Below are 22,703 nucleotides of genomic sequence, written 5' to 3' on the forward strand. Positions count from 1 at the left end.
CTTCTATTTGCCCGAGAACATTGATGTCCACCTATTTTTCACCCGACGATTTGACCCTGCCCATGGTCGATGAGGCCCTATTGGATACGCCCACTCACGACAAGCTTTTCTTGCAGAGCGGGGCAATGCATCCGCCCCGCATTCTTTTGCTTTACGGCTCGTTGCGCGAACGCTCGTACAGCAGACTTCTTACAGAAGAAGCGGCGCGCATCCTGACCCGCCTGGGCGCGGAAACCAGAATTTTCGACCCGCATGGCCTACCAATGCCCGACAGCGTTGCCCCCGACCACCCCAAGGTCGCCGAACTGCGGGCCTTGTCAAACTGGTCGGAAGGGCAGGTATGGTGCAGTCCCGAACGCCATGGCACCTTGACGGGGGTATTCAAGAGCCAGATTGATTGGCTGCCCCTGGAAGAGGGAAGCGTGCGCCCGACACAAGGCCGCAGCCTGGCTGTGATGCAGGTCAGCGGCGGCTCTCAGTCCTTTAACGCGGTAAATGCGCTACGCGTACTTGGGCGCTGGATGCGCATGGTCACGATTCCCAATCAATCGTCGGTGGCCAAGGCCTACCAGGAATTTGATGAAAGCGGGCGCATGAAACCCTCGCCGTACTACGACCGTGTCGTCGATGTGATGGAGGAGCTTATCAAGTTCACCTTGCTGGTCCGGGATCGCAGCGACTACCTGACCAATCGCTACAGCGAACGCAAGGGCGTGGCCGCAGAGGTCGCCCGCTTGGCGGAACGCGCCATGGAGCAGGAAGCGGAAACGATAAAAAACTAGATAACTACGAATATAGTTATAATAACGGGATGAAAACTGAAATCTACGCGGGCCGCTTTGCGGCGCTGGGTCATATCAATCGCCTGGAAATCTTCCAGGCGCTGGTAAAGGCCGGTTCCGAAGGATTGGCGATTGGCCAGATCGCATCGATGCTCGATATCCCTGCCTCCACTTTGAGTTTTCACCTGCGTGAGTTGGTACGCTCGAAGCTTGTAAGCCAGAGAAAGGAAGGCCGAACCATCACGTGTGCGGCAAACTTCGATGCCCTGAACGAGCTGCTGATCTTTGTCAAGAAAGACTGCTGCAAGGGTGTGGCGCTGCCTGTATTTTCGTCGTGAAAACCCTGTGCGGGCTTTGCTTCATCATGGGTGTGCCGTCCATGACCCTCAGCCTTTTCATCTATATCGCTTTCTGATCTTTTTATCGCCTATTAAAACTATAAAACTAGTATATTAGTTTTAATAGCATGGCTCTGGCTGGCGCTGAAATCGGAAAAAACAGGAGCAGCAACATGAGACCTTTCCATATCTTCCTGGCTGTCTGCGCCGCCTGTATCTGGGGACTGGCTTACGTAGCGACCAAGATCGCGCTTGGAAGTTTCTCGCCGCCTCAGCTAACCGCAATGCGATTCCTTATTGCGTGCGCGCCGGCGCTGCTGCTGCCTCGGCCCAAGGTACCAATCCATAGGCTGGTTGGAATCGGCTTGACCTTGTTCACCGGCCAGTTCCTGCTTCAGTTCTTCGGCATCGCCAATGGCATGCCTCCTGGGCTCGCATCGGTTGTCAGCCAAACCCAAGGCATGTTCACGGTGATGCTGGCGGTGCTGGTGCTGAAGGAGCGCCCCACCGCCCGAGAGTCGATCGGGATGATTTCCGGGCTGGCGGGCCTGGCCATGATCGGCCTGACCGTCGGCAACGGACTGACTATCGTCGGACTGTTGCTGGTTCTGGCTTCAGCCCTGAGCTGGAGCATTGGGAACATTCTTCTGAAGCGCCTTCCGCCAGTGGACATGCTCCATCTGGTGGTCTGGATCAGTCTGGTGCCGCCGCTTCCCGCCCTGGCCATTTCCGGAATGACGGAGGAGTGGGGCGCATTGCCATCCTCCCTGATGGCAGCTCCGTGGCAAGCCATTGCATCTACGCTGTACCTGGGCGTGGTGGCCACGGTGCTTGCTTACGCCGTATGGGGGAAGCTGTTGCGGACATACCCAACCGCAACGGTAACGCCGTTTGCCTTGCTTGCGCCCTGTGTCGGCGCGGCATCATCGGCATTCGTGTTCGGCGAACAATTTACGAACTTACGCCTTGCCGGCATGGCGGCCATCCTCGTCGGCCTGGCTATCGTTCTGGTGCCGTTCGACAAGCTTGCCGCGCTTTGCGTGGCCAGGCCTAACAAGTGAGCTCTCGATACTTTGCCCGTCAACGCAAACTGCTTGCGACTCCGGCATCCAAATTGCTGGAGGAAGCCGGTGGCTTCGCAAAGCGGACCACGCAACTACCTGCGGCACAACCTCGTTGGAGACCACTATGCCTCATGAAAAAAAGTTTCAATCGTGCATCGACGCTTGTTACGCCTGCGCTACGGAATGCGACCACTGTGCCGCTTCGTGTCTTGCGGAACAAGATGTCAAAAGCATGGCGCGCTGCATAAAGCTCGATATGGATTGCGCACAAATTTGTCGCCTGGCGGCCAGTTATATGGCTAGGGAAAGCGAGTTCGCTTCAGTCCTTTGCCTGCTGTGTGCGGATGTTTGCCAAGCATGCGCAGATGAATGCGCAAAGCACCAAACAGACCACTGCCAACGTTGCGCTGAGGCTTGTTTAAAGTGTGCCGAGGTGTGCAAACGAATGGCTCAAACGGCCTGAGCGGAAGTAATACGAAGGCTATGTTTACTTCAGGTAGGATCGCAGCACGGCAGCCAGTTGGCTGACCTCCTGTTCGCGCTCTGCCGCTGACAAACCCTCCGCGGCGATGTGCTCGCGAATCTGGCCTTCCAGCACCTGAACCATCAGGCCATGTACCGCTCCGCGGATCGCTGCGATTTGCTGGAGGATGCCAAGACACTCGTTCTCTGCTTCTATCGCTGCTTTCAGGGCCGCTGTTTGTCCATGAATGCGCTGTACCCGTGCCAAGAGCCGGTTCTTGTCTTTGACTGTGTGCGCCATTCGAATCTCACTTTCAATAATAGGATACTGGGGTATAGTATATAGCGACATAAACCCGAGAGTTTCACCATGATTCACACATCAGCCCATCGTTGGCAGCATTCCCACGTATTTGATCAAGGAAATCCTGTTGCCGAGCGTAGGACTCGCTGGGCTGTATGGTTGACGGCAGCCATGATGATCGCCGAGATAGCAGGCGGTTGGTGGTACAACTCCATGGCGCTCCTTGCCGATGGCTGGCACATGAGCTCGCACGCCCTGGCGCTTGGGCTCTCCGTCCTTGCCTATGCCGCCGCCAGGCGCTACGCAGGGGATGGCCGCTTCGCCTTTGGAACCTGGAAGATCGAAATTCTAGGCGGATACTCCAGCGCCATCATATTGTTGGGCGTGGCCGGTTTAATGCTTTTCCAATCGGTCGAAAGGCTTTTCTCTCCAAGCGACATCCACTACAACCAGGCGATCGCTATAGCCATCGCCGGCTTGGTGGTGAACCTGGCTTGCGCATGGCTGCTGCGGGAAGATCACGGACATCATCACGCACACCACGCCGCAGAGGGGACAGCGCACCATCATCATCGCGATCTGAACCTGCATTCAGCATATCTGCATGTCATTACCGACGCGGCGACTTCGGTTCTGGCGATAGTGGCGCTGTTGGGAGGAAAGCTTTGGGGTGCCGCCTGGCTCGATCCCGTCATGGGGATTGTAGGCGCGGTCCTTGTGACCCTATGGGCGCGGGGGCTATTGCGTGAGACGGGGCGCGTCCTGTTGGACGCGGAAATGGATGCTCCGGTGGTGAACGAAATCCGCGAAGTCTTGCGTCAATCTCCCGCAGTGCGGATCACCGACCTGCATGTATGGAGGGTCGGCAAAGGACAATATGCGTGCATCGTCTCGCTCGCCACGTCGAGTCCGATCACGCCCGACCAAATTCGGCGGCAACTGAGCGTTCATGAAGAACTTGTCCATATCACCGTGGAAATAAACCAGTTGCATACATAAGGACCCGGCGCAGCCCGGACCGCTCGCGGCTTTTATAGGGTCAGATGTTCATACAGAATGGCGGTGCCGACGCCAGCCAGTGCCAGCCCGCCAAGAATCTCCGCCCATTTGCCGGCCACCTTGCCAATCAACCGGCCGACCATGACACCCAGCGTCACCATCAGGAACGTCGCCAAGCCAATGACCGCAGCCGTTATCAGAATATTATTATCGATAAAAGCCAGGCTGACGCCCACGGCCATCGCGTCAATGCTGGTGGCGAACCCTGTAGGAGGGACGGCCGGGATTACGGTTTTTTTCGCCAAAAGTGATCTAACTTGATGATTTATATGGCGAAATCTAACTTGTAATTGATTGGTTCGAACTCCCGATCGAGATCCAGCGGATATTCCCCAAACCGATTGATATGCTCCCGCCGGTATGGTGCCGTGCCGCGCAATATCTCCTCTGTCAATACATATCCCTTCGCCTGCAGATCCTTCAGCACCCGCGACATGCCGTGGACGTTGTGAAGGATGACCATGTTGGCCACCAGGTGGCTGTACTTGATGACCTTGCGCTGCTCATGCCGGATGTTCTCGGAGATGATGCCGTCGCCGCCAAAAAACAGCCACTTCACGAAATCGTTGAACTCTTCGCTCTTGTTGGTCGCCGCGTGGATGCTTTTCCGCAGCTCCGCGTCATTGATGTATTTCAGCAGAAATTGCGTTCGTACCACCCTGCCCAGCTCGCGGAACGCGTAGTACAGCTTGTTCTTGCGGCTGGCCGTGCCCAGCCGGCGGAGAATGGTCGATGGTGCGATCTTGCCGGCCTTGATCGAAATGACGACTCGCAACATGTCTTTCATGTGCCGGCCGATCAACTCCCAATCGATGGTGCCACGGAACAGGCTGTCGATATGGTCGTAATGATCACCCCGGTCGGCTCTGTAAAAGAGCAAATCCTTGATGTTTCGGATGCGCGGCATCAGGTTAATTCCCAACAGGTGAGCCAACCCGAAGACAGGAGTGCTTTGCGCCTGCGTATCGCCGTGCAAAGTGTCAGGTTGAATGTCCGATTGATTGTTGATCAGCCCGTCGAGGATATACACCGCTTCGTAGACGCCGCACGGAATGAAGTGACTGAATAGTGCAATATATTTGTCCGACACATGGTAGTAGCCGATGCCGCCATAACCGCCGTATCGGATGTGGTACTCGGAAAGCAGATTCTGCTCGTACATATTCCACTTGGTGCCGTCGGCCGACGCACTCTTGCCCGATCCCCAGTAGCGCGGCAACGCGAATCGATTGTATGCATTGATGACTTTCATGATTGCCTTGTCCAGGCGCTGCTCGGTGACATGCTTGAGGTTCAACCACGCCACTTGCTTGCGGCTCAAGCCTTTGACGGATTTCGCCGTTTGGGTTGGACCTAAATTGCAGCCGTAGCAAAACAGCGTCGTGATAAAGCGTTTGCGTGGATCATCCACCTTGGTTTCAAATCCAGACAGCGGGCCGAACAGCCGGTGCAAATCCAACCATTTTTCCGTCTCGGTCAACACGTCTAGGATGCTGACATCGTTCATCTGGGCCCGGATAGCTTCGTCCACCATTTCCAGCTCAGGCGGCGGCTTTTGCCGCTCCGCACGCCGAATGACCAGGCCCGTTTCATCGATATCGACGCTGCCGTTTTCCGGGAAGCGCTTATCGACCTCCCTGGACAAGGTTTTCAGCTGCTCGCTCAAGCTGCTAATGAACGCTTTCGGTTCCATCGGTAGGCCGACCAGCTCGCCGTAGTTCTCCACTTCCTTGTCGTATTCTTCCCAACTCACCAGGTGGTTGCGATAATCATCATAATCGCCGCTATGCTCCACGTACAGGTCGCCGGACTTCAATTCGTCCATCACCTCGGAAAATACCGCCAGCTCGAAATATTTGCGATGGAAATGCGTTGGCGGCGTGCTTTGGCGCTTGCCGAATATCAGATTACGCCATTTCTCCGGCATCCAGTCGAGCGTCAGAATGTCGAGGCCTGTCTCCGCAATGGACAATTGCTCTCGATGGCTTGATCGATATCGTTGAGCCAGGGCGATCACCCGCAGCACGCTGTCATCCTGTGAGCTTGAACGCAGCGTCAATGCTTCAAGGCACTTGAACAGCAGGCTGCGCTTGGCGGCGTAACCGGACAACATGAACGGGTAGTAATTGTTGCCCGCATAGGCCATATGCTCATCGCACTCGTTAATCCAACCGTCGATGTCGCCATCCAGGGATTTCTCAATGCGGGCGACGCGCTGGTCGCCGGTGCCGTCTTCGCTCAATACCGTCAGCACTTCGCGGAACTGTCCGATCAGGCGCTCAACCTGATCGGACTGCTGCAAGTGATACTGACGCAAGCGTTCCTCAGCCGCGTTGTGCATGCTGCGTATGGACTTGATGAAAATTTCGGCGATATCGTCCATCGCCTTGCACAACTGCGTTTGGATCAACAGAACCGCCAGCGTGTAGCGCTTCAGCGGCTTCAATGCCCGCATTTCGGCCAAGTCGAGCGCCCTGGCTTCGAGCACCAACTGTTCGCGTTTGGTAGCCGGAATATGGTCGGTGTCCGGTAAATCCTCGGCCAACCCGATCATGGTATCGATATGCACCAGGAAATCGGCCACTTCCCGCACGTTCGGCTGTTTTGGTTCGCGTTTCAGGCTGTCCCACAAGCTACGCGTCGGGCCTGTTTCCATGAGTTGGTCGAGCCGTCCGACCACCTCGGCCGGCAAGGCGCCGACGACGGCCTTGTAGATGCGATCGTTGACCGTTGCCCGCGCGTTGCGCGCCAGGCGGAATAGCTGGGTAAAGCCCGGCAATTCAAAACGACGCTGAATCAGTTCCTCGATCAGTACGTTGATGATGTCAGGCAGCTCCTGCTTGGTTTGCGCCGCCTGCAACGCCTGTTCACGCAGCCAGGTCTCCCCCGCAGCGTCGAGCACACGAATGCCAACATACTCACGCAAGGACTTGTGATGTCGGTAGCGACTGCCGGACTGGTCGTATTTCAGCATTGCCGACTTGCGCGGCACGCGCAGCTGGGCGCGGGAACAGATGTGCTCGACAATCACCGTCGGCACGCTCGACAACGCCACAAAATAGCCCAGGCGCTGGAGCAGTTTCAGTTGGACGAGAAGAAATACTTGCTGGGAGACTTGACGGTATTGCGAGGCCACGAATTTCAATTCGGCTGACGTTGGGGAGTAAATGGCGATCAGCTCGCGTTCTGTGAACTCAAGCTTTAAGCGTGGATAGGCCGTTTCATGGACGCCACTCATCGTGATCGATCAATCGTGTGTCATGTCTTTTGGAGGATTCGAAACATTGCACTGTGATGGCTATTTTGTCAATGGCCCTGCTTTGTTTGGTCAACAACGGTACGTAGCAGCGAATCGAGTTCAGGCCGCTGGGTGTCCTTGCCCGACGCCATGTGGTAAACACCCTGCCGACTTCGACATGCTCAAATTGCCGTTCCGGGTCCTGGTCGAAGCTGCTGACCCGGACGTAGTCAATGCGTTGATCCTGCAAGATGCCTCCAAACACGAAAGCTAACTCTATTCTGACGTTGCAAAGTGGCCTATCCTGACATCAGGATAGGGGATGCTTCAGTCTGACGGTAGCGAGTCGCAGGCTTCGGGGCGGTGCCGATTTCGTTCGCTGCCTTGGCGCGCGCCTGGAAGCGCTGATAGCACTCCAGCCCGCAGAAGTGTTTGACGTACTCCGCGCCTTCCGGGGTAAAAGCGGCATCGAGCGGAATTTCCTTGCAGCACACACAGCAACTGGTGACAGTCGGATCATTTGCATTCATCGCCGCGGCCCTCCATTGACTGACAAAGGCGGCGAATGCCGCCGCCGGCATAGGCTTGGCGAACAGGAAGCCTTGTCCCGCGTTGCAGTCCGCTTGCCGCAACTGGCTGGATCACTGCGCAAATCGACAACCGGCTGGTAGTGCAATTCAAGCTGACCGCGCACAACCGCTTGCACCAGTTGCGCCACCGTCCATTCAATCGGATGGGAAGCGCTCATGATTGACCTCTGAAGGCCCGCAGCAGCCGCGTCACAGACAGGACAAACAAGCCAGTCAGCGTGAGGGCCGCAATACCCCAGTGTTCCCCGATGAACGCGCCGGCCGTCGTGCCCGCGAGCACAATGGCGAGAATAGGCAAATGGCAGGGACAGGTGAGCACAGCCAGCGCGCCCCACAGATAGCTGGTAAACGGCTTGTGTGTCTCGGTCGGCAAGTGCTCGGGGCCGTTCATGGCAGACTCTCCGCGTGCTGCGCCGGCGCGCTTGGCATGGTGGCCAGCTGCATTTCCAGATCGGCCAACGCTTCGCGCCGGCGTTCGACAAACTGGTGCAGCACGGCAAGCTGCGCGGCCGCCTCATCGGCGTCCGCAGCATCCAACGCCCGGTACAGGCGCGCCAACGCGTCCAGACCGATGCCCGCCTCGAAGGCGGCCCGCACGAAGCACAGTCGCTGCAAGGCGGCGTCATCGAACAGGCCGTAGCCACCCGTGGTGCAGGCGACTGGCCGCAGCAATCCACGCAGCAGGTAATCGCGCACGATATGCACACTCACCCCGGCATCAAGGGCCAACCGGGATACCGTGTAGGCGTTCATCGAACATCTCCTTTTCTTCACCCGGCGCAGCAGGAAAGCTGCTTCACGTCCTTGCTGAAGGTCTGCGCCGCGAGCTTCAACCCCTCGACCATCGTCAGGTAGGGGAACAACTGGTCGGCCAGTTCCTGCACCGTCATGCGGTTGCGAATGGCGAGAACAGCCGTCTGGATCAATTCGCCGGCTTCCGGGGCGACGACCTGCACGCCGATGAGCCGTCCGCTACCTTCCTCGATGACCAGCTTGATAAAGCCGCGTGTGTCGAAGTTGGCAAGCGCACGCGGCACGTTGTCGAGCGTGAGCGTGCGACTGTCGGTTTCGATCCCGTCGTGATGCGCTTCCGCTTCGCTGTAGCCCACGGTTGCTACTTGCGGATCGGTGAACACCACGGCCGGCATCGCGGTTAGATTGATGGCAGCATCCCCTCCGGTCATGTTGATCGCGGCACGGGTGCCGGCCGCTGCCGCCACATAGACGAACTGCGGCTGGTCGGTGCAGTCGCCAGCCGCATAAATGTGCGGCGTGCTGGTGCGCATGCCCTTGTCGATGACGATGGCACCCTGCGCATTGACGGTGACCCCCGCCGCGTCGAGTGCCAGGCTGCGCGTGTTCGGTGTCCGTCCGGTAGCGACCAGCAGCTTGTCGGCACGTACTTCACCGTGTCCCGTGGTCAGCACGAATTCGCCGTTCACATGCGCGACCTGGCTGGCTTGCGTGTGTTCCAGTACCTTGATCCCTTCGGCACGGAAGGCCGCTGTGACGGCCTCGCCGATGGACGGGTCGTCGCGGAAGAACAGCGTGTTGCGAGCTAGGATCGTGACCTGGCTGCCCAGCCGGGCGAAGGCTTGCGCCAGTTCCAGCGCGACCACCGACGAGCCGATCACGGCTAGGCGTTCGGGAAGGGTGTCGCTGACCAGGGCCTCGGTGGAAGTCCAGTAGGGTGACTCTTTCAGGCCCGGAATCGGCGGCACGGCCGGGCTGGCACCCGTGGCGACTAAGCAGCGGTCGAAAGCTACCACGCGCTCGCCACCATCGTTTAAACGGACGACCAGGCTCTGCTCATCCTTGAAACGCGCCTCACCATGTACAACGGTGATGGCCGGGTTGCCGTCCAGAATGCCTTCGTACTTGGCATGGCGCAGTTCATCGACGCGCGCCTGCTGTTGGGCCAGTAGTTTGCTGCGGTCAATCGCAGGCACAGTCGCCGCGATACCGCCGTCGAACGGACTTTCCCGACGTAAATGGGCGATGTGGGCGGCGCGAATCATGATCTTGGACGGCACGCAGCCGACGTTGACGCAGGTGCCGCCGATGGTGCCGCGCTCGATCAGCGAGACGTGCGCGCCTTGCTCGACGGCCTTCAGTGCTGCCGCCATTGCCGCGCCACCGCTACCAATGACGACGACCTGCAACGGGCGTTCGTTGCCACTGGGCTTATCAGCGGCCCCTATCCAGCCGCGCATCTTGTCGAGCAGGCCGGCGCGGTTGTCCGTCGGTGGCGCATCGGCAAGCGTTGCCTCGTAGCCCAGTCCGGCCACGGCGGTAGTCAGCGCATCCGATGACGTGCCCGCCTCAATGGCGAGTTGCGCTGTGCCCTTCGGATAGGACACCAGCGCCGATTGCACGCCGGGCACTTTCTCCAAGGCTTCCTTGACGTGAGCCGCGCACGAGTCGCAGGTCATCCCGGTGATTTTCAGGGTGGTCATGTATTTTTCCTTTTCTGTGGTGGCTACGGCTGTTGCCGTCAGCCACGTTGTTCTGGCAATTCACAGCTGTCCGGCCCGCAGCGGCGATGTGCTGGCGAGATGAAATCCCAGACCGACACCCCAACCATCAAGGCCAGGCCGACATAGAGCAGTCCACCGCTCTGCCAGCCGTAAGCCCGCATTAAAAACACCGCTGCCAGCACCAAGATCGGGCCTATCGTGCCGAGCGCCGTGCGTCGCCACTGTCGATGATTGAGCCAAGCGATAGCATTGGCGAGTAACGCGATGCCGGCGAACATCGGCAGCAGGATGCCAATGAATAGCCCCTCGTACTGGCTCAAGAAGCCCAGTCCGATGGCCGCGCCAAAGCTGGCGATGGCAGGAAAACAGGCGGCGCAGCCCATCGCGGAAACGACGCTGCCGAGCGCGCCGGTTTTGCCAGCGATGCGCGTGATGAGTCCCATGTGTCGCTCCCGAGTTCGGTTAACGGATCAGCGTTTGAGGCTGGACGGATAGCCCGCGTCCTCGGTCGCCTTGGTCAACTTCTGGACGTTGGTCTTGGCATCGTCGAAGGTGACGACGGCCTGGCGCTTGTCGAAACTTACGTCGGTCTTGCTCACGCCCTCAACCTTGGAAAGCGCGTGCTTGACAGTGATCGGGCAAGAGGCGCAGGTCATGCCAGGCACGGACAGCGTGACGGTCTGAGTGGCGGCGAACACGGGGGCAACGAAAGCGGCGAGAGCGAGGGAGGCAAACAGCTTTTTCATGATGAACTCCTGATTAGTAGAAAAATGGCATGACGTAGGGAAAACCAAGCGCGACCAAGACCAACACGGCGACGAACCAGAAAATGAGCTTGTAGGTGGTGCGCACTTGCGGAATCGCGCACACCTCGCCCGGCTTGCAGGCTTGCGCCGGGCGGTAGATGCGCCGCCAGGCGAAGAACAGCGCCACCAACGCTGCACCGATGAAAATCGGGCGATACGGCTCCAACACTGTCAGGTTGCCGATCCATGCCCCGCTGAACCCCAACGCGACCAAGACCAGCGGGCCGAGGCAGCAGGTCGAAGCGAGAATGGCGGCCAGCCCGCCGGCGAAGAGCGCGCCGCGCCCGTTTTGTGGTTCAGACATGCGCTTGTCCTTTCGAATCTAAATTGGGTAGACTAAGCTTACTTCCGTAGTCAGGTACAGAGTCAAGTCATATGCGAAACATTTTTCGTGCTGTACGCACAGCAGCGAAAACGCACCCCGCCATCCTTCGCGCATCGGGCACAGATAGCCGCTCGCATGCCTCGTCATGTGGAATAGTGGCCAAGCAGCCTCCTTTGGAACGAGAAAAAGGCATTACCCATGGCAGCCGCTTGTGGCAAAGAAAAGATGAGTGCGCCAGGGGAAGTCGTGCAATGCCGGCAGACAAAATTGATATTGACGCATAGGCTGTTGCAGCATGCTTGTCCTTCTCCCGCACCAGATTCCCAGACGACGCGTGCGGCCTCCGGATTCTGATGTTCCTTCTCCACACTGCCGTTCGCCGCCAGCGAGCAGGCGAGGTGGCAGCGGCAAACCACGCACCGGGCTGTGATGCGCGCGGCTTGCCGCACCATGCGTGGAATCGCGAGCGCATCGATCGCGCACATGGCATGGACACTCTTGCCTGCGAAATGAACGTGGATTTCAGTCTGGCGAGCGCTGAAGGGATAGCAGCCGATGCCTTGCTCGCCGATGGCGATGGCGTCCATCGCGCACAGCGCGTCGAGCACCGCCTGTGGGAAGATCCTCGCTGCAGGCGGTGCTGCTTCGTGTATCCAATGACCGAGAATCCTGGCATAGGTCGACTGCAGCGTGGGATGCGCGTCTTCGATCCGTGCCTGCAACGGAAACGCGTACGCCAGCTTCTGCTGCGCACACGTCACCGCCGCTTTGAGTCCCAGTCGCGATTCGGTCGATATATTCATATTCTTGGTTCCTCGACTTAGAAAAGAGCAATGGCGAACGTGTTCCAAATGGTTTAAGCTTATTTCCGTAGTTATGTACGGAGTCAAGCGATATGAGAAACAATGTGGAGAAGCTGACTATCGGCATTTTCGCCAAGGCGGCCGGGGTCAGCGTGGAGACCATCCGGTTCTATCAGCGCAAGGGCTTGTTGCCGGAGCCGGACAAGCCCTATGGCAGCATCCGCCGCTATGGCGAGGCGGATGTGACGCGAGTGCGGTTCGTGAAATCAGCCCAGCGGCTGGGTTTCAGTCTGGATGAAATCGCCGAGCTGTTGAGGCTGGAGGATGGCACCCATTGCGAGGAAGCCAGTAACCTGGCCGAGCACAAGCTTAAGGACGTGCGCGAGAAAATGGCTGACTTGGCGCGCATGGAGGCCGTGCTGTCTGATCTGGTGTGCGCCTGCCATGCGCGGAAGGGGAATGTTTCCTGCCCGCTGATTGCGTCTCTGCAAGGGAAGAAAGAACCTCGTAGTGCCACCGTGACGTAGTCGAGAGGCGACTGCGGCTTAGCGTACGATTTTTTCCGTTTTGTGAGCTGCCCCTATAGGGAGTAAGCCGGATTAAAAGCCAGTAATGACGCATAAGCATAAAAGTAATAAGGAAGGCGATTTTTATATTGTTTTTAGCATTAATCGATTCGCAGGGTAAAGTTGAACAAGACGCTGGATTGCCTATTCTGCCTTCCGTTTGCGTCGTGATCGCATCGGTTTTTGCGCATCTTGTATTTTTACGACCATGCGGTTAACTTCTTCCGCTTGGCGTTGCCAGTTTTTCGCGTCGGTGGACAGCAAGGACATTTGCGCGGTAGTACGAGTTGTCAGCGTTCAGCCGATTAAATAGAACCGGATTTCGGATCCGGAACCAAGTCAATGAGCGCTACTTTCGTACATTGGCCGATCCGCTGCCGGCAGAAGTCATCAGGCAATTTGACGCCATGCTTAGCCGAGATGATTGAGATGGCGCGAACGGAGCATCGCCGCCATTAATGCTATTTCCGCTTGATTGTGATTTTCGTTGCAAAACGAACATGCATTGACTGGCATTGCCTCCATCCTCGAAAAGCCACATTTCGGGCAAGTCAGAACAGAGTCGAGAACGGCCGTACCATGCCGCAGAGGGAAATCCGGCGGCGTCGCCTTGACCACTGCGAGTATCCCAGCGGCAAGCTATATTTTTGTGTTTGGTGCTCCCATTTAATGCCTCAAAGATGTTAGTGCAATGGCCTGCCGCTGAGTGAGCGGGTGAACTCCAGATAAGCACGCTGTAGGTCGTCTTCGTCGTCCGTTCGGCATGCCAGTATCTCGAGCGCCTGGAGCAAATGCTCGGCAATCTGCCAGTCTTCCTCGTGACATGCCCGTTTAAATGCCGCCAATACGTCATCATCTAGAGTACGTTTCTTCCTGCTCATTTTTCCACCATTTCCTCAGACACCTTTCGTCCTTGGCGTTAGAGAGTTGAGACAGCGGCCTCAAATCCCGCATCCTTTAGCTGCGCCTGCACTTCCTCGGTTGTGACTTGGTCAGGATTGATGACGACCGCTATATGCTGGGTTTTCGCATTCGCCAGAACCTCTTGGACGCCTGCCAGCCGCGAAAGGGCAAGACGCACGCGCGACTCGCAACCTGCGCAGTGCATTTTTTCTTCGCCAATCACCGTAAAATCAATTTTGATCACCATGTCATGCTCCTTTCATTGTAGTAAATATGGGGCGAATAGGGAAAACGGAAAAAATCGGGCGCTAAGCCTATTACCGATTCTTGAAATCCCGCAACGCCCGATATTTGCCCTCGTCGACCGCCTTGCTCTGCCTCCAGACGTAATCTCCGGTCAGGTTGATGTGCTCCCAGCCCAACGGAGACAGGAATTGCAGCATACCGGCGTCGGGCAGCTTGCCAGACTCGCGCAAAGCCTGTGTCGCCCGCTCCAGGTACACCGTATTCCACAGAACTATGGCGGCCGTCACCAGGTTCAGGCCGCTGGCGCGGTACCGCTGCTGCTCGAATGTCCGGTCGCGGATCTCACCCAACCGATGAATGAAGACCGCTCTGGCCAGTGCGTTGCGCGCCTCTCCCTTGTTCAGGCCCGCATGCACGCGCCGGCGCAGTTCGACGTTCTGGAGCCAGTCCAGGATGAATAGCGTGCGCTCGATCCGCCCCAACTCGCGAAGCGCGATCGCAAGGCCGTTCTGGCGCGGGTAGCTGCCCAGCTTGCGCAGCATAAGCGACGCGGTGACTGTACCGTGCTTGATCGAGGCGGCCAGGCGGAGCACGTCGTCCCAGTGTGCGCGTAGATGCTTGATGTTCAGACTGCCGCCAATCATCGACCGCAAGGCCGGGTGATCGCCCACCTTGCCCGGCACGTATAGCTTGGTGTCGCCCAGATCGCGGATGCGCGGCGCGAAGCGGAAGCCCAGGAGGTGCATCAGTGCGAACACATGGTCGGTGAAACCGGCTGTGTCGGTGTAGTGCTCCTCAATGCGCAGGTCTGATTCATGGTACAGCAGGCCGTCGAGCACATAGGTCGAGTCGCGCACGCCGACGTTGACAACCCTGGTGCTGAACGGCGCGTACTGGTCGGAAATGTGAGTGTAGAACAGCTTGCCAGGTTCGGCGCCGTACTTGGGGTTGATGTGGCCTGTGCTTTCGGCCCGACCGGCCGCGCGGAAGCGCTGGCCGTCCGACGACGACGTTGTGCCGTCCCCCCAGTGCGCGGCGAATGTGTGCTTGAACTGGGCGTTGACCAGTTCAGCCAGGCCGGCAGAATAGGTTTCGTCCCGGATGTGCCAGGCCTGCAACCAGGACAGTTTTGCGTAAGTGGCGCCAGGACTCGATTCCGCCATTTTGGTCAGACCGAGGTTGATGGCGTCGGCCAGGATCGCGGACATGAGGAATGTCCGGTCCTTGGCCTGCTCCCCGCTCTTGAGGTGAACGAAGTGGCGCGTGAATCCGGTCCAGTCGTCCACGTCCATCAGCAGTTCGGTGATCTTGACCCGGGGAAGCAAGCTGCTGGCGAAGTCGATCAGCGCCTGGGCCTCGTCAGGCACCACGGCATCCTGCGGACTGATCCTCAGTCCTGTCTCAGTAATCATCGCATCGGGCAGTTCGTTCGTCAGCGCGAGCCGATTGACGGTGGCCAGCTGTTGTTCGAGCAGCAGCAAGCGGTCGTGCAGGTACTGGTCGCAGTCCTGGTTGACCGCGATCGGCAACTCGCGCGCCGTTTTCATGGCGCCGAATTTTTCCGTAGGCAGCAGGTATTCCTCGAAGTCGCGGAACTGGCGCGAGCCCTGCACCCAGATATCGCCGGACCGCAGCGAGTTCTTTAGCTCCGACAGCACGCAGATTTCGTAGAAACGGCGGTCAAGCCCATCGTCGGTGATGACCAGCGGCTTCCAGCGCGCTTTGACGAATGTGATCGGCGCATCGTCGGGCACCTTGCGCGCCCCGGTCATATTCATCTCGCGGAGGACGTCGATTGCATCAAGCACTGCTTGCGCGGCCGGCGCGGCTTTCAGCCTGATCACGTCCAGAAACTCGGGCGTATAGCGCCTCAGGGTGCTGTACTGCTCTCCCACAAGGTGCAGGTGGTCGAACGTCTCGGGCTGGGCCAGCTCTGCGGCCTCGGTCACGCTTTGGGTGAAGTCGGTCCACGGCAGCACGGCTTCGATCGCGGCATACGGATCCATGCAGGATTCCTTGGCCTCGACAAGAGCGCGGCCGATTCGGCTGTACAGGCGAACCTTGTCGTTGATGGCCTTGCCCTGCTTCTGGAAGTCCTGCTGATGCTTGTTTTTGGCCGCGCTGAACAGTCTGATCATGATTCTGTCGTGCAGGTCGACCAGTTCGTCCGTCACGGTGGCCATGCCCTCGATCGCCAGTGCAGCCAATGTCGCATAGCGGCGCTCATCCTCGAACTTCGCCAAGTCACGCGGTGTCATCTGCGCACCCTCGCGAGCCATTTTCAGCAGCCGGTTCTGGTGGATCTGGCGGCCAAGCCCCTCAGGCAAGGCCAGCGACTGAAACACCTTGAGCCGTTCGATGTGTTCGCGCATGTAACGGGAATTGGGCTTGAGCGGCGATTGGCGCAGCCACACGAGCCAGGTGATACTCATGTCAGGTGCCACGTTGAGCAGATTGTCCAGGGACCGCTTGTGGTGGCGCTCCAGCGGGTCAATCAGCGCGCGGTAGATACGCCGGTTAGCCCGCGTCACGGCCTCGGCACAGGCCCGCTCGATGACGGTCAACGCTGGCAGGATGATCCGCTTCTGGCGTAGCGTTTCAAGGGAGTGAGCGGCGAGCACCATGGCCTTGTCCGTTTGCATCGCGAGGTCGGCCAGGCTGTGCACCAGCTTACGGAAGTCCGGCAGCCCGAACGCCGACAGCCCCAGGTAGGCGCGCAGCTCGTGCAGGTGTTCATTGCGCGTTTTTTCCCGCTCGCCGTATTCATGCCAAGCCCCAGCGTCGCTGCGCACCTGCTTGGCGATCCAGTGGAGCACCGGCTCGGGCAACGCGGTGTCGCTTGACAGCGCATAACCAGGGTAGCGCAGCAAACACATCTGCACCGCGAAGCCGAGGCGGTTGGCGGCGCCACGACGTTGCCGGATCAACGCCAAGTCGGCATCCGTGAAGCTGTATTGCTGAATCAGGTCATCCTGACTTTGGGGCAGAATTTGTAAACTGGCGCGTTCGGTTTCAGAAAGTAGTGAGCGGCGTGGCATTCGATTCAGTGTCTCGCTGGTGGCAATGGCTGGTCATTTCTGGCCCCTTGTGCAGCCATGCGACTAGCCGCGCGTTATAGCATAATGGAGAGTCAACGGCGCATTCGAACTGCGACGATCACGCCCGACAGGAACGTGATTGCTGCGACTAGCCATACCGCGCTGACCACACCGTACAGGTCGGCCACAACGCCCGCCAGTAAGGCCCCGATGGCGTAGCCGAGATCCCGCCAAAAACGGTAGACGCCGACGGTCGAAGCGCGCCAGGCCGGGTTGACCACGTCGCCGATGGCCGCGAGTAGCGTCGGATAGACCATGGCGGTACCGAGCCCCAACAGCACGGCGCCCGTCGCATACCATTCGAACGAAGACTGGATCGCGATAATGGCGATGCCGGCTGCCTGCACCCACATCCCCACCACGATCAATCCCTTACGACCAATCCGATCCGACAGCGCGCCGGTGAAGAGTTGACACACTCCCCATACGGTAGGGTAGATCGCGGCAAGGGTTCCGATTTGGGTTAGGGTCATGCCAGCGCCGGCGAACACAAAGGGGAACAACCCCCACGCCATGCCGTCGTTGAGATTATTCACAAGTCCGGCCTGACTAATCGACGACAAGTTGGGGTCGCGTACGCTGGTCTGCCAGAAGATAGCGCGTTGCGACGGCACGATGGCCGCACCGCGTGTCGAGGCCATTGCGGCCTCCAGTTGTGCGTGGCCGCGCGTCTCGCGCACGACTAAAACCGAAAGCAGTAAGCCGATCATTGCAAACGCCACGCCAAGGTAGAATGGCTGCGGCCGCAGGCCATAATGGGCGGCAATCCAGCCGGTCGCCAGCGCCGCTGCGCCGACGGCGAAATATCCCGCGAATTCATTGATGCCCATCGCCGTGCCCCGATTTTTGGGACCGGCGAGATCGATCTTCATGATTACCGTGGTCGACCAGGTCAGCCCCTGGCTTACGCCGAGAAAAACGTTGGCCAGTAAGATCCAGTTCCATGACGGGGCCCACATCAGCAAAAAGGGAACGGGCGTGGCGATCAGCCAGCCAATCACCAGCACTACTTTGCGTCCGTAGGCGTCGGAAAAACGGCCGGCGAAATAGTTAGTGATGGCCTTGGCAACACCGAAGACGACTATGAACGCCAGGATCGCCATGTGGGCGACCAGCTTGAATTCCTGTTCGGCAATGGCGGGTAAGATGCTGCGCTCCATCCCGACCATGGCGCCGACAAATGCGTTGACGACTACAAGCAAGCTGAATTGGCGCCAGTTCGCGCGCAGTCCGAGTCGTAGGCCAATGGCGGCCGGGGAATGCGCCGCCGATGGCATCACCGGGTCCATGCTCATACAAACTCAAATTGGCCGAGATTGGCGGCGACAAACCGTTCCATCTCGGCGGGGCGCGGTAGGATCGTGGACGTGAGAGTCGTTATAAATGCCTCCTTCTCTAGGGATAGCAATGAATTCCAGTGCTTTTCGAAGCCGACCGTTGACGACGGCTTTCCCGAGATGTCTGCGCCGCATGCGCTTCCTGCTTGGTGCCCTGGAAAAACTTCCAGCTCATTCGGCAAGTTCAGCAACAGGTCATGCAGGCTATGCCAGAGCTTGGCCGCCATTTCTTGTTCGCGTCCCGCGAGATCCGGACGGCCGACCGAACCGACGAACAGTGTGTCACCGGTCAGGATGAACCATGGTGCTTCCGCGCGGCGGCGATCCGAGACCAGTAAGCAAATGCTATCTTCCGTGTGTCCCGGCGTATGCAGGACCTGGATGCGCGTATTGCCCGCATCAATTACTTGTTTGTCCTTTACCGGCGTGAACGGGAATGCGGTCTTGCCGATATTGCTTTCGTGTAGCGAGTATGCCGCGCCGCTCAGTTCGGCAAGCATTCGGCCGCCGGACAGGTGGTCGGCGTGGATATGTGAATCGAACACATAGGCGATTTCAACATTCAGCTTGCGTGCCTGGTCCATATACCATGCTTCGTCACCGGCCAGCACGTCGAGCGCAATGCCCTTGCCTTGCCCCCCGCAACCGAAGAAGTACGAGATCGAGGCGTCGTCATTTGTTCTTTGTTTGAAAAACATTGCAACCTCCTAAAATACGAAAACCTTGTCCGCCCATTCGGACCAATCCGCCAGTTGCTCGATCGTGCCGCGATGTGCCCCGTCGATCAGTTCGCCGTCCTGCAACGCACGTGCATCCATGCAGCCACCGCATACGCCGATGTTGTCTTGGCTGGTGGTGCCAATCCGCCCCAGTATTGTTTGCAGGTTGGGCTGCCCTTCCGACAACTTCGGTCCGCTTTTTGCGGTGCCAACCGCGTCGCCCATCAGGTAGATGCGCACCGTATTGTGTCCACGCTTGGCCAGTGCTGCGGCCAGCCGCAAGCCGTTGTGGGTGAGCTCGCTGCCGTATGGCGCGACGTTCAGAATGAACAGTGCCTGCATTGGAATTTGCCTCGTAAAGTGAAAGAACCAACAATCTAACGATCATTGGAATCTAATTGATCTTTGCCATTCCTGCAAGACTAAATTGCCGGTGGCCTTGACCTGGGACTACGAAATGCTGACACTCCTGCCTATGACAACGAATAGAACCATCAAGGACGCCCTGTACGAGCAAGTAGCACGTATCGCCAGGGCATCGGCCAGCCCGAAGCGTCTAGAGCTGATCGAATTGCTGGGGCAGTCCCCTAAGACCGTTGAGGCCTTGGCGCTGGAAGCGGGCATTAGTGCAAAGCTGGTCAGCGCGCACTTGAAAGAATTGAAGTCCGCGCGCCTTGTCGAAGCTGAACGGCAGGGGAAGTACATCATCTACCGGCTGGCCAGCGCCGAGGTGGGACAGCTATGGGTGACGCTTCGGCTTCTCGCTGAGGACCGATTGTTTGAATTGCAGGATGCGCTGCGTCAGCTTTCTGCTGCCACCCATGAGTGGGTCGGCAATAGCCGCGACGAACTGCTGAACAAGGCGAAATCCGGCGAAGTGATCGTGATTGACGTGCGTCCGGGCGAGGAATACGCGGTTGGCCACGTGCCGTTTGCACGCTCGATGCCGCTGGCTGAACTGAGGAACCGCCTGGCCGAATTGCCGAAGGACCGGCCTGTGATCGCTTATTGTCGCGGTCCATTCTGCTTGATGTCGTCCGATGCAGTCAGGCTGCTGCGCGACCAAGGGATCGATGCGCTACAAATGCGCGAGGGCGTCGTTGAGTGGAATAGTTGACGCGATCTCGCTGCATATGTAATGCACAGTGGTCCGAAGACCGGGTTAAGCCGCTGGCGCCACCTTCAAGTATTGATACAGGGTCTCGCGACTGATGCCGAATTCCCGCGCGAGCGCGGCTTTTGTCTCGCCAGAACCTGCGCGGCGGTGCAGTTCGACAACCTGGTCGCCTACCAAGGCTTTCTTCCGACCTCGGTACGCACCGCGCTGCTTGGCCAATGCGATCCCTTCGCGCTGCCGCTCGCCGATCAGCGCCCGCTCGAACTCCGCGAACGCTCCCATCACCGACAGCAGCAGGTTCGCCATTGGCGAGTCTTCGCCGGTGAAGCTCAGGCATTCCTTGACGAATTCGATTCGTATCCCACGCTTGGTCAACGTCTGCACCAGCCGGCGCAGATCGTCCAGGTTGCGGGCCAGACGGTCCATGCTGTGCACGACCACAGTGTCGCCTTCGCGGGCGAACGACAGCAAGGCGTCGAGCTGCGGCCGCTGTGTGTCTTTGCCCGAGGCTTTGTCGGTGAACAGCTTGTCCACTTGGACCTGATCGAGCTGACGCTCTGGATTCTGGTCGAAACTGCTGACCCGGACATAGCCGATGCGTTGACCTCGCAAAACATGCCTCCTTAACAATATGTGTCAGTAAATGTCATTTTCAGAAGACGACTGCACCAATCAACGAGACATGAAGCCTGCTGTGCATACGGCTCCTGACAGCCCGATATCAGGACTCCTCTGCACGAAACTCGTCTATGCTCAATACTCGTGTGCACCAAAGCGAGGCGAGCATGGCGACCGATACCGTACCGATTGCCGAGCGCGGCGTAGCCACCCTGTCAGAACAGGCATGGGAGCGTGCTCGCTGCCGCGCGGAGATCATTGGGCCGTTGGCGCAGTCGGAGACGGTCGGGCATGAAGCGGCCGACGCAGCAGCCCAGGCGCTGGGTCTGTCCCGGCGGCAGGTCTACGTCCTGATCCGCCGTGCCCGGCAAGGTTCGGGGCTGGTCACTGATTTGGCTCTTGGACAGTCGAGCGGTGGCAAAGGTAAAGGCCGCTTGCCGGAGTCGGTCGAACGAATCATCCGCGAGCTACTGCAAAAGCGCTTCCTGACCAAGCAGAAGCGCAGCTTGGCGGCGTTCCACCGTGAAGTTGCGCGGGTGTGCAAGCTGCAAAAGCTGCGGATGCCGGCGCGCAACACGGTCGCGTTGCGGATCGCCAGCCTTGATCCACTCAAGACCACTCGACTTCGGGAAGGCCAGGATGCGTCCCGCATCCTGCAAGGTGTTGGCGGTGTTCCTCCGCCAGTCTCCGCACCGCTGGAGCAGGTACAGATCGACCACACAGTCATCGACCTGATCGTGGTGGACGAGCGCGACCGGCAACCGATTGGCCGTCCGTACCTGACCCTCGCCATCGACGTGTTCACCCGCTGCGTGGTTGGCATGGTGGTCACGTTAGAAGCGCCATCTGCCGTCTCGGTCGGCCTGTGCCTCGCACACGCCGGTTGCGACAAGCGCCCTTGGTTGGAAAGGTTGGACGTGGAAATGGACTGGCCGATGAGCGGCAAGCCCGCGCTGCTCTACCTGGACAACGCGGCCGAATTCAAGAGCGAGGCGCTACGCCGTGGCTGCGAGCAGCATGGCATCCGGTTGGACTATCGGCCTCTCGGGCAGCCGCACTATGGCGGCATCGTGGAACGGATCATCGGCACGGCGATGCAAATGATCCACGACGAATTGCCGGGGACGACCTTCTCCAACCCTGACCAGCGCGGGGAATACGCCTCCGAGAAGATGGCCGCCCTGACACTGCGCGAGCTGGAACGCTGGCTCGCATTGGCGGTTGGCACCTATCACGGCTCCGTGCACAACGGCCTGCTCCAACCGCCGGCCGCACGCTGGGCCGAAGCTGTCGCGCGTACCGGCGTTCCAACCGTCATCACTCGCACCACGGCTTTTCTGGTCGATTTCCTGCCCGTCCTCCGCCGCACCCTGACCCGCACTGGCTTCGTCATCGACCACATCCACTACTACGCCGATGCGCTCAAGCCGTGGATAGCTCGGCGCGACCGCCTGCCTGCGTTCCTGATCCGGCGCGACCCACGCGACATCAGCCGCATTTGGGTGCTGGAGCCGGAGGGGCAGCACTATCTGGAAATTCCATACCGTACCTTGTCGCACCCGGCTGTCACCCTCTGGGAACAACGGCAGGCGCTGGCGAAATTGCGGCAGCAAGGGCGCGAACAGGTGGATGAGTCGGCGCTGTTCCGCATGATCGGGCAGATGCGCGAAATCGTGACCACTGCGCAGAAAGCCACGCGCAAGGCGCGGCGCGACGCGGATCGACGCCAGCATCTCAAGTCAACGGAACAACCTGTCAAAACCACGCCACCAGCGGACACGGACATGGCAGACCCGCAGGCGGACAACCAGCCACCTGCCAAACCGTTCGACCAGATTGAGGAGTGGTAGC

The 22,703-nt window shown here is 58.9% G+C and carries 25 protein-coding genes and 1 pseudogene; 8 read left to right on the forward strand and 18 right to left on the reverse strand.

The annotated features are described in order from the left end of the window. Positions 1 to 23: 23 nt before the first annotated feature. From arsH to V0R37_RS23390, 4 genes are all read left to right on the forward strand, one after another. A complete protein-coding gene (arsH, locus tag V0R37_RS07945) occupies positions 24 to 782 on the forward strand; it encodes an arsenical resistance protein ArsH (RefSeq protein ID WP_420374016.1) in 759 nt (252 codons plus the stop codon). A 29-nt stretch (positions 783 to 811) separates the two neighbouring features. Then, positions 812 to 1,120, forward strand: a complete 309-nt coding sequence (locus V0R37_RS07950) for an ArsR/SmtB family transcription factor (protein ID WP_420374017.1) — start codon at positions 812 to 814, stop codon at positions 1,118 to 1,120. A gap of 173 nt (positions 1,121 to 1,293) precedes the next feature. After that, positions 1,294 to 2,181, forward strand: coding sequence for an EamA family transporter (locus V0R37_RS07955; protein ID WP_420374018.1), 888 nt, complete (start codon positions 1,294 to 1,296; stop codon positions 2,179 to 2,181). A 127-nt stretch (positions 2,182 to 2,308) separates the two neighbouring features. Beyond that, the gene (locus V0R37_RS23390) at positions 2,309 to 2,647 is read left to right on the forward strand and encodes a four-helix bundle copper-binding protein (protein WP_489685798.1); all 339 of its coding nucleotides are present in this window, start codon (positions 2,309 to 2,311) and stop codon (positions 2,645 to 2,647) included. A 24-nt stretch (positions 2,648 to 2,671) separates the two neighbouring features. Here V0R37_RS23390 and V0R37_RS07965 read toward each other — a convergent pair whose 3' ends face one another. Further along, positions 2,672 to 2,947, reverse strand: coding sequence for a metal/formaldehyde-sensitive transcriptional repressor (locus tag V0R37_RS07965; protein ID WP_420374019.1), 276 nt, complete (start codon positions 2,945 to 2,947; stop codon positions 2,672 to 2,674). 69 nt (positions 2,948 to 3,016) lie between these two features. Between V0R37_RS07965 and dmeF the strand changes: the two genes are divergently transcribed. After that, positions 3,017 to 3,949 carry a CDF family Co(II)/Ni(II) efflux transporter DmeF gene (gene dmeF / locus V0R37_RS07970; protein WP_420374020.1) on the forward strand — a complete coding sequence of 311 codons (933 nt, stop codon included), beginning with the start codon at positions 3,017 to 3,019 and terminating at the stop codon, positions 3,947 to 3,949. A gap of 32 nt (positions 3,950 to 3,981) precedes the next feature. Here the strand turns inward: dmeF and V0R37_RS07975 are convergent. From V0R37_RS07975 to merB, 10 genes and pseudogenes are all read right to left on the reverse strand, one after another. Continuing rightward, positions 3,982 to 4,218 (reverse strand): annotated as a pseudogene (locus V0R37_RS07975) (manganese efflux pump); the annotation flags it as partial. 56 nt (positions 4,219 to 4,274) lie between these two features. After that, a complete protein-coding gene (locus V0R37_RS07980) occupies positions 4,275 to 7,247 on the reverse strand; it encodes a Tn3 family transposase (protein ID WP_012079600.1) in 2,973 nt (990 codons plus the stop codon). Positions 7,248 to 7,546: 299 nt separating this feature from the next. Continuing rightward, positions 7,547 to 7,777, reverse strand: a complete 231-nt coding sequence (locus tag V0R37_RS07990; protein WP_230089599.1) for a DUF3330 domain-containing protein — start codon at positions 7,775 to 7,777, stop codon at positions 7,547 to 7,549. Between the two features lie 214 nt (positions 7,778 to 7,991). Next, positions 7,992 to 8,228 (reverse strand): broad-spectrum mercury transporter MerE, encoded by a 237-nt coding sequence (gene merE, locus V0R37_RS07995; RefSeq protein WP_012079602.1) that lies wholly within the window; start codon positions 8,226 to 8,228, stop codon positions 7,992 to 7,994. Further along, positions 8,225 to 8,590 (reverse strand): mercury resistance co-regulator MerD, encoded by a 366-nt coding sequence (gene merD, locus V0R37_RS08000; protein ID WP_012079603.1) that lies wholly within the window; start codon positions 8,588 to 8,590, stop codon positions 8,225 to 8,227. The genes merE and merD overlap by 4 nt, the downstream gene beginning before the upstream one ends. A gap of 17 nt (positions 8,591 to 8,607) precedes the next feature. Beyond that, complete coding sequence (gene merA, locus V0R37_RS08005) at positions 8,608 to 10,293, reverse strand: mercury(II) reductase (protein ID WP_012079604.1); 1,686 nt, start codon at positions 10,291 to 10,293, stop codon at positions 8,608 to 8,610. A gap of 38 nt (positions 10,294 to 10,331) precedes the next feature. Beyond that, positions 10,332 to 10,757 (reverse strand): organomercurial transporter MerC, encoded by a 426-nt coding sequence (merC, locus tag V0R37_RS08010; RefSeq protein ID WP_000522996.1) that lies wholly within the window; start codon positions 10,755 to 10,757, stop codon positions 10,332 to 10,334. A gap of 27 nt (positions 10,758 to 10,784) precedes the next feature. Next, positions 10,785 to 11,060, reverse strand: a complete 276-nt coding sequence (gene merP, locus V0R37_RS08015; protein ID WP_004178136.1) for a mercury resistance system periplasmic binding protein MerP — start codon at positions 11,058 to 11,060, stop codon at positions 10,785 to 10,787. A gap of 13 nt (positions 11,061 to 11,073) precedes the next feature. After that, positions 11,074 to 11,424, reverse strand: coding sequence for a mercuric ion transporter MerT (gene merT, locus V0R37_RS08020; protein ID WP_012079605.1), 351 nt, complete (start codon positions 11,422 to 11,424; stop codon positions 11,074 to 11,076). Between the two features lie 164 nt (positions 11,425 to 11,588). Then, complete coding sequence (merB, locus tag V0R37_RS08025) at positions 11,589 to 12,248, reverse strand: organomercurial lyase (protein ID WP_012079606.1); 660 nt, start codon at positions 12,246 to 12,248, stop codon at positions 11,589 to 11,591. A 92-nt stretch (positions 12,249 to 12,340) separates the two neighbouring features. On the opposite strand from merB, the gene merR reads away from it, so the two are divergent. Next, positions 12,341 to 12,775 (forward strand): mercury resistance transcriptional regulator MerR, encoded by a 435-nt coding sequence (gene merR / locus V0R37_RS08030; RefSeq protein ID WP_012079607.1) that lies wholly within the window; start codon positions 12,341 to 12,343, stop codon positions 12,773 to 12,775. 722 nt (positions 12,776 to 13,497) lie between these two features. Here merR and V0R37_RS08035 read toward each other — a convergent pair. The 6 genes from V0R37_RS08035 to V0R37_RS08060 all read right to left on the reverse strand — a co-directional run bounded on the left by V0R37_RS08035 (position 13,498) and on the right by V0R37_RS08060 (position 19,459). Beyond that, positions 13,498 to 13,695: a hypothetical protein gene (locus tag V0R37_RS08035; RefSeq protein ID WP_041296490.1), complete on the reverse strand. Its 198-nt coding sequence runs from the start codon at positions 13,693 to 13,695 to the stop codon at positions 13,498 to 13,500. A 38-nt stretch (positions 13,696 to 13,733) separates the two neighbouring features. Continuing rightward, positions 13,734 to 13,964, reverse strand: coding sequence for a heavy-metal-associated domain-containing protein (locus V0R37_RS08040; RefSeq protein WP_041296491.1), 231 nt, complete (start codon positions 13,962 to 13,964; stop codon positions 13,734 to 13,736). 70 nt (positions 13,965 to 14,034) lie between these two features. Further along, a complete protein-coding gene (locus tag V0R37_RS08045) occupies positions 14,035 to 17,001 on the reverse strand; it encodes a Tn3 family transposase (protein ID WP_420374021.1) in 2,967 nt (988 codons plus the stop codon). 92 nt (positions 17,002 to 17,093) lie between these two features. Beyond that, on the reverse strand, positions 17,094 to 18,338 hold the full coding sequence (locus V0R37_RS08050) for an MFS transporter (protein ID WP_420374047.1): 1,245 nt from the start codon (positions 18,336 to 18,338) through the stop codon (positions 17,094 to 17,096). 14 nt (positions 18,339 to 18,352) lie between these two features. After that, complete coding sequence (locus V0R37_RS08055) at positions 18,353 to 19,096, reverse strand: MBL fold metallo-hydrolase (protein ID WP_420374022.1); 744 nt, start codon at positions 19,094 to 19,096, stop codon at positions 18,353 to 18,355. 9 nt (positions 19,097 to 19,105) lie between these two features. Beyond that, positions 19,106 to 19,459, reverse strand: coding sequence for a DsrE/DsrF/TusD sulfur relay family protein (locus tag V0R37_RS08060; protein ID WP_420374023.1), 354 nt, complete (start codon positions 19,457 to 19,459; stop codon positions 19,106 to 19,108). Positions 19,460 to 19,574: 115 nt separating this feature from the next. On the opposite strand from V0R37_RS08060, the gene V0R37_RS08065 reads away from it, so the two are divergent. Further along, positions 19,575 to 20,234 carry an ArsR/SmtB family transcription factor gene (locus tag V0R37_RS08065; protein ID WP_420374024.1) on the forward strand — a complete coding sequence of 220 codons (660 nt, stop codon included), beginning with the start codon at positions 19,575 to 19,577 and terminating at the stop codon, positions 20,232 to 20,234. Between the two features lie 45 nt (positions 20,235 to 20,279). On the opposite strand, the gene V0R37_RS08070 is transcribed toward V0R37_RS08065, so the two are convergent. Continuing rightward, positions 20,280 to 20,846, reverse strand: coding sequence for a recombinase family protein (locus tag V0R37_RS08070; protein ID WP_420374025.1), 567 nt, complete (start codon positions 20,844 to 20,846; stop codon positions 20,280 to 20,282). Between the two features lie 137 nt (positions 20,847 to 20,983). On the opposite strand from V0R37_RS08070, the gene V0R37_RS08075 reads away from it, so the two are divergent. Next, positions 20,984 to 22,702, forward strand: a complete 1,719-nt coding sequence (locus V0R37_RS08075; RefSeq protein ID WP_013741669.1) for a Mu transposase C-terminal domain-containing protein — start codon at positions 20,984 to 20,986, stop codon at positions 22,700 to 22,702. Position 22,703 lies beyond the last annotated feature (1 nt).

The sequence above is a fragment of the Pollutimonas rozaliensis genome (assembly GCF_048751585.1).
Classification (GTDB): Bacteria; Pseudomonadota; Gammaproteobacteria; order Burkholderiales; family Burkholderiaceae_B.